Source organism: Glaciimonas sp. PAMC28666 (assembly GCF_016917355.1).
GTDB lineage: Bacteria > Pseudomonadota > Gammaproteobacteria > Burkholderiales > Burkholderiaceae_D > Glaciimonas.
On record NZ_CP070304.1, the window covers coordinates 2,689,241 to 2,705,601 of the forward strand.

General features: G+C 52.6%; 15 protein-coding genes. 11 read left to right on the forward strand and 4 right to left on the reverse strand.

Features of this window, described 5'->3' with window-relative positions; genetic code table 11:
• Window positions 1–117: 117 nt before the first annotated feature.
• Entirely contained in the window at window positions 118–360 is a 243-nt protein-coding gene (locus JQN73_RS11445; RefSeq protein ID WP_205318927.1) for a hypothetical protein, read from the reverse strand.
• A 448-nt stretch (window positions 361–808) separates the two neighbouring features.
• On the opposite strand from JQN73_RS11445, the gene JQN73_RS11450 reads away from it, so the two are divergent.
• The 11 genes from JQN73_RS11450 to JQN73_RS11500 all read left to right on the forward strand — a co-directional run bounded on the left by JQN73_RS11450 (window position 809) and on the right by JQN73_RS11500 (window position 11,595).
• On the forward strand, window positions 809–1,123 hold the full coding sequence (locus JQN73_RS11450; protein ID WP_205318928.1) for a hypothetical protein: 315 nt from the start codon (window positions 809–811) through the stop codon (window positions 1,121–1,123).
• A 139-nt stretch (window positions 1,124–1,262) separates the two neighbouring features.
• Entirely contained in the window at window positions 1,263–1,691 is a 429-nt protein-coding gene (locus JQN73_RS11455) for a DUF3291 domain-containing protein (RefSeq protein WP_205318929.1), read from the forward strand.
• A 187-nt stretch (window positions 1,692–1,878) separates the two neighbouring features.
• Complete coding sequence (locus tag JQN73_RS11460) at window positions 1,879–2,550, forward strand: carboxymuconolactone decarboxylase family protein (RefSeq protein WP_240162237.1); 672 nt, start codon at window positions 1,879–1,881, stop codon at window positions 2,548–2,550.
• A 134-nt stretch (window positions 2,551–2,684) separates the two neighbouring features.
• Window positions 2,685–3,731 (forward strand): alpha/beta hydrolase, encoded by a 1,047-nt coding sequence (locus JQN73_RS11465; protein WP_205318930.1) that lies wholly within the window; start codon window positions 2,685–2,687, stop codon window positions 3,729–3,731.
• A gap of 352 nt (window positions 3,732–4,083) precedes the next feature.
• Entirely contained in the window at window positions 4,084–5,007 is a 924-nt protein-coding gene (locus JQN73_RS11470; protein WP_205318931.1) for a LysR substrate-binding domain-containing protein, read from the forward strand.
• Between the two features lie 81 nt (window positions 5,008–5,088).
• A complete protein-coding gene (gene tcuA / locus JQN73_RS11475) occupies window positions 5,089–6,519 on the forward strand; it encodes an FAD-dependent tricarballylate dehydrogenase TcuA (RefSeq protein ID WP_205318932.1) in 1,431 nt (476 codons plus the stop codon).
• Window positions 6,506–7,645, forward strand: coding sequence for a tricarballylate utilization 4Fe-4S protein TcuB (gene tcuB, locus JQN73_RS11480; protein WP_205318933.1), 1,140 nt, complete (start codon window positions 6,506–6,508; stop codon window positions 7,643–7,645). The genes tcuA and tcuB overlap by 14 nt, the downstream gene beginning before the upstream one ends.
• A 105-nt stretch (window positions 7,646–7,750) precedes the next feature.
• Window positions 7,751–9,070 carry an MFS transporter gene (locus JQN73_RS11485; protein WP_205318934.1) on the forward strand — a complete coding sequence of 440 codons (1,320 nt, stop codon included), beginning with the start codon at window positions 7,751–7,753 and terminating at the stop codon, window positions 9,068–9,070.
• Window positions 9,071–9,175: 105 nt separating this feature from the next.
• On the forward strand, window positions 9,176–9,907 hold the full coding sequence (locus tag JQN73_RS11490; RefSeq protein WP_205318935.1) for an SDR family oxidoreductase: 732 nt from the start codon (window positions 9,176–9,178) through the stop codon (window positions 9,905–9,907).
• Between the two features lie 190 nt (window positions 9,908–10,097).
• Entirely contained in the window at window positions 10,098–10,577 is a 480-nt protein-coding gene (locus JQN73_RS11495) for a MerR family transcriptional regulator (RefSeq protein ID WP_370551233.1), read from the forward strand.
• Window positions 10,564–11,595, forward strand: a complete 1,032-nt coding sequence (locus JQN73_RS11500) for an aldo/keto reductase (protein WP_240162238.1) — start codon at window positions 10,564–10,566, stop codon at window positions 11,593–11,595. The genes JQN73_RS11495 and JQN73_RS11500 overlap by 14 nt, the downstream gene beginning before the upstream one ends.
• A 181-nt stretch (window positions 11,596–11,776) precedes the next feature.
• On the opposite strand, the gene JQN73_RS11505 is transcribed toward JQN73_RS11500, so the two are convergent.
• The 3 genes from JQN73_RS11505 to trpD form a co-directional block, all read right to left on the reverse strand.
• On the reverse strand, window positions 11,777–14,167 hold the full coding sequence (locus tag JQN73_RS11505; RefSeq protein ID WP_205318936.1) for a GspE/PulE family protein: 2,391 nt from the start codon (window positions 14,165–14,167) through the stop codon (window positions 11,777–11,779).
• Window positions 14,168–14,307: 140 nt separating this feature from the next.
• Complete coding sequence (gene trpC / locus JQN73_RS11510; RefSeq protein ID WP_205318937.1) at window positions 14,308–15,111, reverse strand: indole-3-glycerol phosphate synthase TrpC; 804 nt, start codon at window positions 15,109–15,111, stop codon at window positions 14,308–14,310.
• A 52-nt stretch (window positions 15,112–15,163) separates the two neighbouring features.
• A complete protein-coding gene (gene trpD, locus JQN73_RS11515) occupies window positions 15,164–16,201 on the reverse strand; it encodes an anthranilate phosphoribosyltransferase (RefSeq protein ID WP_205318938.1) in 1,038 nt (345 codons plus the stop codon).
• Between the last annotated feature and the right edge of the window lie 160 nt (window positions 16,202–16,361).

The following is a 16,361-nucleotide window of genomic DNA, read 5'->3' on the forward strand; positions in this document are numbered from 1 at the left end:
CACGGCAGGTGCGATTCTTTTTTTAACGGCATAACGGGGAGATATCGGGGAGATATCGGCAGCCATGCTGTGCATGTTGCGCTATGAAGAACGATTAACGCATTCGGTAGCGGGTTGTTATCCGCCCGTGAGCGCGGCGGCCGACGGGGCGCGGGGAGCCAATGTTGCGAAGGCGGCAAACACCGCCGCCTCCTGGTTCCGGTTTACCGATTTATTGCCAACCGCGATGCCATCCGCGGTGCGGGGTGTGCCAATGCTTTGCATTGGCCACCGGCGCAAGCCCGTGCCGGATGCCCGTGCCGCAATGGTAGCAGCGGTCTTTACTTCGGACGACACGCGTAACATAAGCTTACATGACAAGGCTTCCGGTTTTTTTTACAGTTGCGCTCGCGGGGAAACTCCGCTATCGTTTGATGGTCCTCGAGAAAAAGAGGAACTGGTTTGACAGCCTGAATGGAAAAGCGCACATACCGCGCCATGCGGTATTTTTATGTGTGTCTGCCTCGGTTCGCCCTCAAAGGGCGGCGATGGCGGGGAAGCCTTCGGGCTTGCTGGTTTTCCTTTTTCGCCAGTCTGTCAACCCTGTTATTTGCCGCCCACCCCATTTGACAGTGGAAGCGGTTTAACCGAAAAAGGAACCAACTATGCCGAGCAGCATCGCGTCTAATCACGTCCGTTTATCATTAATTTTTCCATCCCGTTTTGTGGCGATAAAAGCCAAAGAAGTTTCAGCCCTGAGCGCGCATGTGGTGCGTTCCGTGGCCCGCTTTTTCGGTGCGGTCCGTTGCCCCGTTTGGGAGTTGCAATCATGATCAAGCCAACACCGTCGCCGATACCAGACGCGCTCCATCAGTCATTTTCATGGCTGCCTGACGAGTACAAAACAGACCCCGCCGCACAATTTTATGCCATGACAAAGGATATCTGCCACGGCATCCAGACCTGTGTTGATCTGGCCCATTTCAGCACCATGGATCGTGATAACGATACGATTCCGATGCTGAATATTTCGGACACGGACCGACTGCTGCGGCTGGCTTTGACATCGGCACAGATGCTGGGCGACCGTGCTGCGGATCGGATTGATGACCTTCCTGACCGCACCGGCAAGGGCGCGGAATAAGGGCGGCCAATTAAACATTGCGCGCAGGTTGGTATCCCGATTTTCTTTTTGGCCTGATTGCGCGCAATGTCCTTGTCTGGCAATATCTCCGACACTGAACGTTGGTTGGTTTGTCATTAGAAAATGATAGGAAAAGAAGATGGCGTTTGTATCGGTCACACGTTTGCGCGTCAGGTCCATGCGCTATTTGCCGTTTTTCTTCATTTTTGCTTTGCGATCTTCCATGCAGGCGGCGCGTGCGGAGGGAAGTGTTGAGGTCACGCTGTTGCGCGATAAAAAAAATACTTTCTGGACCATCACGGTATGGCAGAGCGAGTCCGCCATGCGGCTCTTTATGACCAATGGTGCGCATCGGCAGGTCATGCCAAAGCTTCTTAAGTGGTGCGACGAAGCTTCTGTCGTGCACTGGAATCAAGCCTCTGAGCTTGCGCCAAGCTGGATGGAAGCGCATCAAAGAATGCAACAAGAGGGGCGACGCTCGAAAGTTAATTTTCCTTCCGCAGACCATTTGTTGTTTGCAATTTCCCTACCGCTCATCAGCAAAACAAGGCACCTACGATTTAAATGAATCGGTGCGGTATTGGCCAATTAAATGTAAATGCTATAGCCTCCCACTGCACGCCATTGCGCCTGCGCCGCACCCTCTTGCCTACTTTCTGCTACAGTCATTAGCGTTTTTGCAACGCGCACTTCTTGCCGTTGCAGTGACGATATTAAAATAAAAAATCACAATTAAACACTCCGGGGAGACAAGCATGTCCAGAATTATTGCGTTTAAACGTTTCATCTTTGCATCGTGTGCGTTGGTGTTTGCAGCGGGTGGCATGCCCGCGTCGGCTCTCGCTCAGACCCAAAACGTCGATCAACCAAAACGCTTTCCACAACTGACGATGGAAAACATTTCACCGCAGTCGAAAGTGTTGGCACAGGAAATCGTTGCGATATCGAGCGTTGGTTTGTCCGGTCCTTACAACATTATGTTGCGCAGTCCGGTGTTTGCTGAACGCATGAAGCGGCTACTGGATTATTTGCGTTTTGAGACTTCGTTACCCAAGCGCCTGAATGAATTCGCGATTCTGATTCAGGGACGTTTATGGACTTCGCAAGTGGAGTGGTTTGCGCATTATCCGTTGGCAATCAAAGCCGGTTTGCCCGCTTCGGTGGCGGCGGATCTCAAGGCAAATATTCGCCCGCGGGGAATGCAACCGGATGAAGAAGTGGTGTACGACGTCTGTATGACGATGAGTCAGCAGCATGAAATTAGCGACGCGTTGTTCAATCGTGCCAAGGCGATTTTAGGGGAGCAGCAGCTGGTTGATCTGGTGGCTGTCACTGGCACGTACGTTACCGTTGCCATGTTGCTTAGTCTCGGAGAGGAATCGGTGGCAGCGGATAAGGCCTTACCTTTTCCAGAAAAAGGGCGTTGAAAGGGCTTTGTATGTTTGTCAGGTGAGCATATAACTTGGCGTTGATTATGCTGAATTTGCGACTAGAGCAAGAATATCTTCGGAAACGTGTGATACTGGCTTTGCAATAACCATAATAATTAAAGGGGACAAAAATGAAGTTGTTCGTAAAGGCCGTAATGGGCCTGTTGTTGATCGCCTGTGCGGGCATCGCTGCCGCAGCAGGTTCGGAAAAGATTGTCATGCAGGAGTTCATGGTGCCGTCTGCCGACCCTGGCATTCAACTGTATGTACGCAATAAACATTTGCAAGGCATCAAAAAGTTTGGACCAAATAAAATTCTTTTGTATGTCCACGGTTCAACCTATCCATCAGAAACAGCGTTTGACTTAAAGCTGAACGGCATGTCCTGGATGGACTATATCGCGCAGCATGGTTACGATGTTTATATGGTCGATCTGCGGGGTTACGGACGTTCAACACGACCACCGGAAATGTCGCAAGCAGCGGAGTTGAACGATCCTTTGGTGCGTACCGAAACGGCGGTGAAGGACGTCAGCGCAGCAGTCGATTTTATTCTCAAGCGTACGGGATCGCCCAAGCTTGATTTGCTGGGATGGTCCTGGGGCACCAGCACTATGGGTTGGTACACGTCACAAAATAACGACAAGGTTAATAAGCTTGTCCTGTATGCGCCGCAATGGTTGCGCAACGACGCTTCGCTGACCGATTCGGGTGGCAAACTGGGCGCGTATCGTTCGGTGTCGGTGGACTCTGCCAAGCAGCGTTGGCTCACCGGCGTTCCGGAAAATAAAAAAGAGACGTTGATCCCAGCCGGTTGGTATGAACAGTGGGCAAAAGCCACGTGGGCGACAGATGCGGTGGGTGCAAGCCAGACTAAGCCAGTCTTGCGTGCACCAAACGGCACGGTGCAAGATTCGCGTGAATTTTGGTCGGTCGGCAAGCCGTTGTACGATCCCGGTTTGATTACGGTACCGACATTTTTGGTTCATGCAGAGTGGGACGCAGATCTTCCAAGCTATATGTTGCATGCCTATTATGCCAAGTTGACGAACGTCCCTTATAAGCGCTACGTTGAAATTGGTGAAGGCACGCATACCATCATCATGGAGAAAAACCGCATGCAATTGTTTCAGGCGGTGCAGGGCTTTCTGGATGAAAATATCAAACCTAACATGTAAAAATGTGGGCTTAACCGTGGTGTAACCGTACACCGCGGTGTGAGGAGTTCATTCAGTTAATTTAGATAAAGGTGGAGCGCCGCCGGATGCCGCAAGGGTTTGTGGCGGCGCTATTTCCTGTTACGTGTTCTTGCTTCGCTGTTCAATAGCGGACGACGTTCCTTCAATCTGCCATCCTCCTTTTCGATAATCCACTTATTTTTTACCTTATAGCACGCGGATTTTTTAAAAAGCGTGCAGAATAGCCGCACCTATCTTCGACCATCAATGCAGCTGAATCGTTGACCGCGCCGCGGGTCGCTCGTCAACGTCTTGATGGCAATGTCAAAACCCTCTATTTTTGGACCTCGCTATGGAACTTCGGCAGTTACGCTATTTCGTGCGCGTGGTTGAACAAGGCAGTATGGGCCGCGCCGCTCGTGAGTTAGGCGTTGTCACTTCTGCGCTCAGCCAGCAAATAAGCCGCCTCGAAAGCGAATTGTCGACCCGTTTATTGCAGCGCACGTCGAGCGGTGTCACGCCGACCGATGCCGGACTTGCTTTCATGCATCAGGCGCAACTGGCGCTACGGCATGTGGATGATGCGGCGCGCGCCGCACAACAAGCGCGTTTGTCGGGCCACGTCAGCGTGGGAATGGCACCGAGTACGAGCGGTGTGCTCGGGCTGGCCTTTATGCGGGCGATGCGGGAGCGCTATCCCGACGTGCGGTTGCATATGGTGGAGAGTTTGTCGGGCCATCTGACGACCATGCTGACCGCCCGGCAAATCGATCTGGCTATTTTGTTCCATGCGGATCCGGCGCAGCGCTGGAGTGTGATGCCGCTGTTGGAAGAGCGTTTGTTTGTGATTGGCGGCAGTGACCTTGCCGACATTCCGACAGGTAAAGCGGTGCGCCTGTCACAGCTTGCCAACTTGCCGTTGATTCTTCCTAGCGGGCCGCATGGATTGCGTTCGTTGCTCAACGCCGCGTTCGCACGTGCCAAATGCACGCCGCGTATTGTTGCGGAAATCGATGGTCTGGCAATGTTAATGGATGCCGTCCGTGCCGGTTTCGGTGCGACGATTCAACCCGGTGCTGCGCTGGCACGGGGCGATGCGGAATCGCTGACAGCAGTGCATATCTCTGACATGCATGCGCGCCGCGCCAATATGTTGGTCAGCTTGTCGGACAATGAATTATCGCCTTCAGGTCTGGCGGCCCGCGTGGTGTTGGCCGACGTGACGCGTTCCCTTGTGGCTGAAGGCCGCTGGCCGGGAGCGACTATTCACAAATAGTGAAGTCCTGTTGTGCGATTGGCCGCTAGTGCGTGAAGACCTGGGCCGCTATAGTGCAGCAAATAGTGGGAGACAATCTTAATGTTCGATGTATTGGTAATCGGCGGCGGTAACGCTGCTTTGTGCGCGGCGCTGATGGCGCGCGAACAGGGCGCATCCGTCCTGCTTCTGGAATCGGCCCCGCGCGAATGGCGCGGCGGAAATTCGCAACATACCCGTAATTTACGCTGTATGCATGATGCGCCGCAGGACGTGTTGATCGATGCGTATCCTGAAGAGGAATATTGGCAGGATCTCTTGAAAGTCACCGGCGGCCTGACGGACGAAAAGCTGGCCCGACTGACGATCCGCGCATCGGCCACGTGCCGCGATTGGATGCGCAGTCATGGGGTCCATTTTCAGGCACCTATCTCTGGCACGCTGCACGTGGCGCGTACTAACGCGTTCTTCATGGGCGGCGGCAAGGCACTGGTCAACGCCTACTATCGCAGCGCCGAAAAATTGGGCATCACGATCCGTTATGACGCCGCCGTGGATGCGCTCGATATTGATAGCGAGGGCCGGTTTCTTGCAGCACGGATCGGCACCGAGCGCATTGAGGCGCGCAGTTGCGTGTTGGCGGCTGGCGGTTTCGAGTCGAACCGCGAATGGTTGCGGGAAGCGTGGGGGCAGATAAATGGCGAATGGGTTGCGGATAATTTTCTGATTCGTGGTACGCGTTTCAACATGGGGGTGTTGTTGAAGTTCATGCGTGACGCGGGCGCGGATATGATCGGCGATCCATCGCAGTCGCACTGCGTGGCGATTGATGCGCGCGCCCCTCTTTATGATGGCGGCATTTGTACCCGTATCGATTGCGTATCACTTGGGGTTATGTTGAATCGCGATGCGAAGCGGTTTTATGATGAAGGCGAAGATTTCTGGCCTAAGCGCTACGCCATTTGGGGCCGTCTGGTGGCGCATCAACCGGGACAAATTGGCTATTCCGTGATTGATTCGAAAGCGATAGGGCGCTTTATGCCACCGGTTTTTCCGGGCACTAAAGCGAATACATTGCACGAGCTGGCAACGTTGGTGGGCCTCGATCCGGAGACGTTTGTGCGTACGATAGAAGAGTACAACGCTGCGTGTCGGGTGGGGACGTTTGATCACGGCATCCTGGACGATTGTCATACCGAAGGTTTGACCCCGCCGAAAACCCATTGGGCGCAGCCCATCGACAAGCCGCCGTTTTATGCTTATGCGCTGCGGCCGGGTATCACATTTACTTATCTTGGGTTGAAAGTTGACGCGCGTTCAACCGTGCATTTTGGCGGCAAGCCAAGTTCGAATTTGTTCGTCGCTGGTGAAATGATGGCCGGTAACGTGCTCGGTAAGGGATATACAGCGGGCGTGGGAATGGCGATTGGTACCGCATTCGGACGTATCGCTGGCACGGAAGCGGCCAAAGCCGCTGGATTTTCAACGCAGCAAAAGAATACCGAAGAGAAAGTGCGCAATGGAGACGCTTGAAGGGTTGATCAATGAGGCGCGGGGGCTGGCTGCCAACGAGCTTGAAGTGGATCGCGTCATGACGATCTGTAATTCATGTCGGTATTGCGAAGGATTTTGTCCGGTTTTTCCGGCTATGGCGCGACGTCTTGAATTCGGTAAATCCGATATCCATTTTCTCGCCAATTTATGTCATAACTGTGGCGCTTGCCTTCATGCATGTCAGTACGCGTTGCCGCATGAGTTTGCGGTCAACGTGCCGAAGGCGATGGCGGAAGTCCGTTTGCAGACCTATACCGATTACGCGTGGCCACCCGGGTTGGGAGTATTGTATCAACGCAACGGCTTAACGCTGGCGCTCGCCACCGCTGGTGCGCTCGCGTTGTTTCTTGCTCTGACGATGGCTTTGCGCGGGACCCTTTTATTGACGCCATTGCAGGGAAATTTTTACGCCATATTTCCGCACAATACCTTGGCTTTGATGTTTGGTGCTGTGTTTCTGTTTGCGATGTTGGCGCTGGGAATCGGCGTGCGGCACTTCTGGCGCTCTGAATCACCGGGCCCTGCTTCGGGTGTTGCCGTGGCAGAGGCGACCAGCGACGTGCTGAAGTTGACCTATCTGGGCGGCGGGCACGGGGAAGGTTGTAACAACGCCGACGATGCATTTACGTTGTGGCGACGGCGCTTCCATCATTTTACTTTTTACGGTTTCATGCTCTGTTTTGCGGCTACCAGCGTGGCGACGCTCTATCATTATTTTGGCGCTATGCATGCACCTTATCCTTTGTTCAGCTTGCCAGTTTTGCTTGGCGTTGCGGGTGGGATCGGATTATTGATCGGACCGGCCGGGCTGCTATGGCTTAATCTGCGACGTCATCCAATGCATGGCGATCAGGCGCAAAAGCCGATGGACCGCGGTTTTATTGCGCTGCTTTTGCTCACTAGCGCGACTGGTCTGGCGCTGCTGGGCTGGCGTGATACCGGTGCCATGGCATTGCTGCTGGCAGTGCACCTCGGCGTGGTCATGGCCCTGTTTTTGACAATGCCTTACGGTAAGTTTGCCCATGGGATTTATCGCAGCGCCGCGCTGCTTAAGTGGGCAATTGAAAAGCGGCAACCAAGCAAGCTGCACACCGGCGATGATTGACGCATTATCAGGATATGCGCGGGCTATCTGGCATGCAGAATGCACGTTTTACTACGCCAGAAATATAAATAAAAATTATTCAACATCCTTTTCAGGAGACAAGTCATGACCGTGCTGTCAACCGACGTAACGGGACAATCATCCTCAAAATGGGGCGCGGTTTTGCGCGTCACCAGTGGAAATTTTCTCGAGCAATTCGATTTCTTTTTATTCGGTTTCTACGCTTCACAAATTGCCAAAACGTTTTTCCCTGCCGGTAGTGAGTTTGCTTCGCTGATGCTGACTTTCGCCGTCTTTGGTGCCGGATTTCTGATGCGCCCGGTTGGGGCAATTGTGCTGGGTGCCTATATCGACAAAGTCGGACGTCGCAAGGGATTGATCGTGACGCTGGCAATTATGGCCAGCGGTACCATCCTTATTGCTTGCGTGCCTGGCTATGCCACCATCGGACTGATTGCGCCATTGTTGGTGCTCATCGGGCGTTTGCTGCAGGGGTTTTCTGCTGGTGCGGAACTTGGGGGCGTGTCGGTTTATCTGTCCGAAATGGCGACTCCCGGTAACAAGGGTTTTTATACGAGCTGGCAATCCGCTAGTCAGCAAGTCGCTATCGTGGTGGCCGCCGGACTTGGTTTCGGATTGAATACCTGGATGTCGGCATCGGCCATTGCTGACTGGGGCTGGCGGATTCCTTTCTTTATCGGCTGCGCGATTGTGCCGTTTATCTTTTTCCTGCGTCAGTCTTTGCAGGAAACCGCCGAATTTAGCGCCCGCAAGCACCACCCGAGCACACGCGAAGTATTTCGCTCGATGGTGGAAAACTGGCGCACAGTATTTGCCGGAACCTTGTTGGTGGCAATGACCACGACCACGTTCTATCTGATTACCGTTTACACGCCGACGTTTGGGCGCTCAGTGCTCAAACTCAGCACCGCGGATAGTCTTCTGGTCACGCTTTGCGTCGGGATTTCGAATTTTATCTGGCTGCCAATCGGTGGTGCATTGTCGGACCGTATCGGGCGTCGGCCGATTTTGATTGCCATTACTATTTTGGCTATTTTTACGGCTTACCCCACCTTGTCATGGCTCGTCAGCGCGCCTAGCTTTGGGCGCATGCTGATCGTACTGTTATGGTATTCGTTTTTCTTCGGTGTCTATAACGGCGCAATGGTGGCAGCGCTAACGGAAGTGATGCCGGTCAATGTGCGCGTGGCGGGCTTCTCGCTGGCGTTTAGTTTGGCGACCGCCGTCTTTGGTGGCTCCACGCCGGCAGTCTCGACCTTCCTGATACAAGTCACGGGCGACAAGGCTGCACCGGCGTATTGGATGAGCTTCGCTGCGGTGTGCGGGCTGCTTGCCACGTTGATGCTTTATAAAGGTGCGCGAGGAGCGACCGAAGTATCAAAAGATGGCAGGTTTGCAGGCTAATATCGGAAGACGGTCACGCTTCATCCTTGATGAATCCGTGCTTTCAAAAAGCAAGACGCTAATTAACGTAAAATTAAAGGCGTCTTAGCCATCATTAGGAATGTTATGAAAATGCAAGACCTGACAGGTAAGGTCGCGGTCGTGACCGGTGCCTCAAGCGGTATTGGCGAGGCTGCGGCCCGTCTTTTGGTAGAGGAAGGGATGCACGTTGTGCTGGTCGCCCGCCGCCGTGAACGCCTTGAGGCGTTAGCTGCGGAGTTGGGCGATGCAGCCTCCATCGTGGAAGCCGACGTGGCCGATATCGTTCAGGTGCGGGCGTTGTTTGACTATGTGGGCCAAAAATTCGGTGGGCTTGATTTGCTTTTCAATAACGCCGGTTTGGGTATTCATGCGAAATTTGAGACCAGTCAACCGGAGGACTGGAAACAAATGATCGATGCAAATTTGTACGGGGTATTGCATTGTACCCAGTCGGCGATCCCGTATTTACGCGGCCGCGAAGGGGCCATGATCTGCTCGGTATCGAGCGTCGGCGGCCGTTACGGCGTGGCAAATTGGTCGGTGTATAGCGCCACCAAATACGCGGTAGTCGGTTTCCACGATGCATTGCGTAAAGAACTTGGTCCGGAGCGTATCCGGGTGACAGTCATTGAGCCTGGCGCAGTGTGGACGGAGTTTGGTGAGAACGTCAGCACGGCTTTAAATGAGCGACGCGAGCAACTCGACGCCTTAACCTCCGAAAACATCGCTCAGGCGCTGGTGTATGCATTTGCGCAACCAGGGAACGTGCTGGTGGAAGAAATTATGGTCCGCCCGGTATTACAAGTCGCGCCATAATGCATGATGCGACCGAACGTCGCGACATGACGTTTCGGTTTTTAAAGTTAAGTACCTATTCCTCCTGCTAAGTTGCTCGGTAGCCGTCTCTGGTGAGCACGATTAAGAGACGCTATCGCTTTCAACATAGTTGCTTTCGACCGACCCAGACCGATTTTGCGCCCATCCTCTGATTGAGTCTGGAAAATGTTTGAACGCGCTTGACTTCGAGCGCACTCTAACAACTACACTCGATATCATGACATCTTCCCTGACGATTCAACAAGCGGCAACGGCAACCGGTTTGACCGCGCACACGCTGCGCTATTACGAGCGCATTGGTTTGATCGACCCGATACCCCGGCAAGACAATAAACACCGGCTTTACCGTGACGAAGACATTCTTTGGATCGGTTTTCTGTTAAAACTCCGTTCTACCGGTTTGCCGATTCGAAAAATGTTGCGATATGCAGAATTGCGCAGAACGGGCAATCAACAGGAAAGCGTGTCTGAACGCAAGGCGTTACTAGAGCAGCACACACTGTCATTGGAAGCGACACTGGCGGACTTAAAAAGCAATTTGAGTGTGATGTACAAAAAAATTGCGATGTATGCCGATATTGAAAAGACCTTCACTGCGCGACCCGTGATTAACACTTTTGAGAAGGAACATAGACATGAGCACAACTAGCACAACCAATACGACCGCCAACGGATCGATGCCCGCCCGCCAATTGGGCGCGAACGGGCCGACCGTATCGACTATCGGCCTGGGTTGCATGGGTATGAGCGATTTTTATGCCAATCGAGATGATGTGGAATCAATCGCCACGATCCATCGCGCCCTCGAGCTGGGAATTAATTATCTCGATACCGCCGATATGTACGGTCCGTACACCAATGAAGAACTAATCGCCAAGGCGATTAAGGGTAAACGCGATCAGGTGTTTATTGCGACCAAATTCGGGTTTGTACGCGATAGTACGGACGTGAACGCCCGAGGAGTCAACGGCAGTCCTGAGTATATTCGGCGTGCAGTCGAGGGCAGTCTTAAGCGTTTGCAGGTTGAGACGATTGATCTCTATTACCAGCACCGGATTGATCCAAATACGCCCATCGAAGATACGGTAGGAACGTTGGCCGATCTGGTGAAAGCCGGGAAGATACGCTATATCGGTTTGTCTGAAGCTTCTTCGGAAACGGTAGAGCGCGCGCATAAAGTTCATCCTATCACTGCGCTTCAAAGTGAATATTCTCTTTGGACGCGAGATCCGGAACAAGGCGTGCTGGCAACCTGTCGCAAACTCGGTATTGGTTTTGTTCCGTACAGCCCGTTGGGACGCGGATTTTTGACCGGCGCGATTACCGCGCCGGACCAGTTTGCCGAAGATGACTATCGTCGCAGCAACCCGCGTTTTCAGGGCGAAAATTTTGCTAAAAATTTGTTGTTGGTCGATAAAGTAAAAGAACTTGCCGCACGCAACGGGTGTACGCCGGGGCAACTCGCATTGGCTTGGGTATTGGCGCAAGGGAATGATATCGTTCCGATCCCGGGCACCAAACGGCGCGCTTATCTGGAAGAGAATGTGAAGGCGGTCAGTTTGCAGGTGAGCGCCAGCCAGATGGCCGAACTTGATGCGATCTTTCCTATTGGCGTCGCGAGCGGCACCCGCTACACGGAGAGCAGTATGAAATTGCTGAACGGTTAAAACCGCTTGGTACGCAGGAAGAGGGCGGTTGAGTGTGGTTTCATTCGTGTGGTTTCATTCAATCGCCCGACGATGGCGCTCTGGATTATATGCATCGCCTGCATCAAAAAAATGGGGATGGCACAATTGTGCCATCCCCATTTTCCTTTTTCCGATCCACATAAAAGTAACTGGCTGTGCGCTAAAGCATTCTGATTTGCTCCCAATCGGTCAGGCCTTGGAATATTTTGTCTATGCCATCTTGTTTCAAGGTGCGCATACCTTCTCCCATGGCCGTCGCCAGGATGTCGGGAACGTTTGCTTTCGCATGAATTTTTTGTTTGATCGCTGCACTATTGAGCAATAACTCGTGCACGCCAAGCCGTCCTTTGTAGCCGCTCTTATCGCATTTTTCGCAGCCGACCGCTTTACTTAATGTGACAACATTATTTTCGTCCTTATAGCGCTTATTCCAGTCAGCAATAACATCGCTGGCCTGGAGCGTCGTTTCGAAGCAATATTCGAACGCTAGCATGTCGATTTGCTCATCGGTCGCCGCGTAAGTCTGGCAGCAGTTGCGGCATAATTTGCGCGTCAGTCGCTGGCCGACGACGCCTAATAATGCATCGGCGAAATTGAATGGGTCGAGACCGAGATCCAGTAATCGCACTGCGCTTTCGACGGCGCTGTTGGTATGCATGGTTGAAAACACCAGATGGCCGGTCAGTGACGCTTCGATGACCGTTCTGGCGGTTTCCGGGTCGCGTGTTTCTCCGACCATGATCACGTCGGGATCGGCGCGCAAGAAGCTGCGTAATATGGTGGCAAAGGTCCAGTCAATTTTGGCTTGCACCTGAACTTGTCGGAGACCTTTTTGGGTAATCTCAATCGGATCTTCCACGGTCCATATTTTTCGTTCGGGTGTGTTGATATAACTGACCAGCGAATGTAATGTAGTGGTTTTGCCGGAGCCGGTTGGCCCGCAAACAAATAAAAGGCCATGTGGTTTAACGGCGAGTCTTTGAAGTCCTTCCAGCACCATCGGTGACAAACCTAACGCATCTAAAGATAGTGCCTGCGGCGCTGCCAAAATCCGCATGACGATATCTTCCAGACCTTCAGTGGTCGGCATGGTAACGACGCGAAGTTCGATTTTGGCGGGACCAAATTGTTCGAAGTTCATTTTCCCGTCTTGAGACCGGCGCTTCTCGGAAATGTCGAGACGGCTCATGATTTTTAAACGAGAAATTAAGGCATTCCGGAAGCTTGCCGGGATGTCGGAGTAGTCCTTCATTGTCCCGTCTTTACGAAATCTCACGCGCGTCGGTTCATGGCCTTTCATCGTTTCGATATGAATGTCAGAGGCACCTTGTTCATAGGCATCCAGGATGATTTTATTCACCAGCCGAACCATGGTGTTATCGGATTCGGTAATTACTTCGTCCGCAGGGGCACTCGTGACCGTACCGTTATTGTCATCCAGTTTGGAAACAAAATCCGCAATGTTCTGGCGATCACCGCGCGTGCCGTAAAATTTTGAAATCACTGAATCCAGATCGGCCTCGGACGCCATAACCGGATCGATCGTGTGTTTGGTGAAGACGGTTAGCGCCTTTAATGCATCTGAAGAAAGCGGGTCTTCCATTGCGACGACCATCCGGGTTTGCGCACGGTAGAGCGGCATGATTTTGTAGCGCCGAACCAGATCGCCTGGGACCCTTTTTATCAGGTCCATGTCAAACTCAAACCTCAGCAAAGACACGAAAGGGATTCCCAACTTTTGGGCGAGGACTCTTTTAATGGTGTCTTTGTTGATGACGCCCATATCGCACAGAATATCGCCTAAATGCACTTTCCGATCCGAGGCCTGTCGCTGCAGCGCTTGAGCGAGTTGCTCTTCGGTAATCAGGCGTTCTTGAATCAGCGCTTCTCCAAGTCTGAGATGCGGTATCGTTTTTTGTCTTTGCAGGGCTGTTTCAACTTGCAGCTCCGTCACTAAATTGTCCTGCTGCAAATAGTCGCCTAATTTGGCTGCGCGTAATTCGGTTTGTTTTTTTAGTCCAGCATCGATGGCATCTGAAGAAACGAGTTTTTCATCGATCAGTATTTTTCCCAGCTTGTCGCCGATTTGATAATTGGCAATCGATTCGGCCGGAATAAACCACCGCAGGACGCTGTTGCCCACGCTGGAAAGATAGAGAAAAATCCCCATCTTATGGGGCACAAACGCGACGGTATCGGCGATTAACCGCTCACCATCCTTGAAAGAGATCACACATTTTTGTTTGACAGGAATCGGCGGTACATCGAGCAAACCTCCGGCTAAGGACAGCGGAAGTCGTTTGAGTGTAATCGGATGGGTCAGGCGAACACTTTTTACATGGGAAAAGCCGATGCGAACATTTTCACCGGCTCGCTCAGGATGAAATTCCAGCTGCGAGGCGTCGAGATCAAAACGTATCAGGTCGCCGACTTTTTGACGCCCGTCGATCAGGGTGACGACGCAGGGTACGATATTGTCGGGTGCGGCAAGGGCAGCGGTAGCGACCACTTCGAAATGCGCAGGTATAGGCCAATCCAGGTCGAATTCCATGAGGTTCTCCATTTAAATTCAAAAGCCCCCTGTTACGTGCTAATGACGCCAGGGTGTCGTGCTTGAAATAAAATGCGTACCCGCCGGAAGAAAACATCCGCTTGTTCTACATTGCTCCTATCTGAGAGTTAATTTCTTTTTTACATTGTAAACAAATTCGCCAGCTCCACGCCAGGCTCTGGCGCACGCATAAACGTTTCGCCTATCAAGAAGGCGTGCACATTTGCGTCGCGCATCAATTTCACATCTTCTGCGGTGCGAATGCCCGATTCGGTGACGATCATTCTGTCGGTCGGAATGTGCGGCAGCAACGTCAGGGTGTTCTCCAGCGTGGTTTCAAAAGTGCGCAAATTACGGTTATTGATGCCTAACAATGCCGTTTTCAATTTGAGCGCGGCGGTTAGCTCCTCGGCGCTATGGACTTCGACCAGTACACTCATCCCAAGCTCTAACGCGATTGCTTCCATTTCCGCCATCAGGCCGTGGTCCAGGGCCGCGACGATCAACAAAATGGCATCCGCACCCCAATGACGGGCCTGATAAATCTGGTAGGGATCGATCATAAAATCTTTGCGCAGGACCGGTAGCGTGCAGGCCGCACGCGCTTGTTTAAGATATTCCGGTGAACCTTGAAAAAATTTCTCGTCGGTCAGCACGGATAAACACGCAGCACCATGCGTAGCATAACTGACAGCAATATCGGCGGGGAGAAAATCCGCACGAATAATCCCCTTGGAAGGCGAGGCTTTTTTTATTTCCGCGATGATACCAGCACTCCCAGCATCAATTTTTGTTCTGAGAGCTGCCTCGAATCCACGCAAATGCGTGCGGGCTTCGGTATCTGTTTCAACTTCACGTCTCAAGCTTGCAAGGTCGCGCTGCTTTTTTGCGGCGCTGATTTCGTCAGCCTTGACGTCGAGAATTTTATTTAATATATCGGACATAGCGAGTTTCCATTTTGTATTTTGAATGCGCGGCGCAGGCTAATCAATGCTGTCAGTTGTTGGCACCAAGTGCTTGCGTCGCCGCGATAAACTGCTCTAGTTTGAGACGTGCGGCACCCGAGGCCATCACTTCGCGTGCTTTGATCAAGCCATCGGCAATTGAGGGGGACACGCCCGCGGCATACAGGGCGGTGGCGGCGTTGAGTGCGACGATATCGCGGGCCGGGCCGGGGACATCATTAAGCGCTTCAAATATTTTTTCTTTTGACTCATGCGAATTGGCGACCTTCAAATTGCGGCTGGCGATCATTTGCAGTCCGAAATCTTCGGGATGTATTTCGTATTCGCGAATTTCGCCATCGATCAATTCACCTACCAGCGTTGCTGCGCCAAGAGAAACTTCGTCCATATTGTCACGGCCCCAGACCACTATCGCCCGTTGTGCGCCGAGACGCTGCAACACGCGCACCTGGATGCCAACCAGGTCAGAATGGAATACACCCATTAAAATATTTGGTGCGCCAGCGGGATTGGTGAGTGGACCTAAAATATTGAAAATGGTGCGCACACCTAATTCCTTGCGCACCGGTGCGGCATGTTTCATGGCGGCATGGTGGTTCGGCGCAAACATGAAGCCAATGCCTGTTTGATCGATGGAGCGCGAGACTTGTTCGGGTGTCAGGTTGATATTGACGCCCAGAGACTCAAGCACATCGGCGCTTCCGGACGACGATGAAACGCTGCGGCCGCCGTGTTTTGCAATTCTTGCGCCCGCAGCGGCGGCGACGAACATGGTGGCTGTGGAAATGTTGAATGTCTGCGCACCATCACCGCCGGTGCCGACGATATCGAGCAGGTTGCTGGTATTTGTGGTGGGGACGGGGGTCGCAAATTCACGCATTACTTGTGCGGCAGCGGCAATTTCGCCGATCGTTTCTTTTTTGACGCGCAACCCCATGGTTAACGCCGCGATCATGACGGGCGACATTTCGCCTTTCATAATCTTGCGAAACAGGTGCAACATTTCATCGTGGAAAATTTCGCGATGTTCAATGCAGCGCAGGAGTGCTTCTTGGTCAGTAATCGGCATGGAATTCCTCTTGGGGCTTTACCTGGATGGCGTTTGTAATATCGTTTGTAATACCGGTTGTAATACCGGTTGTGATACCGTTTGATATCAACGCCATCGCATCCTCATTGCAAGTGTAAAACTGGCGCTCGCTTACTGAAGTAAAGCAGAGCGCCAGTGA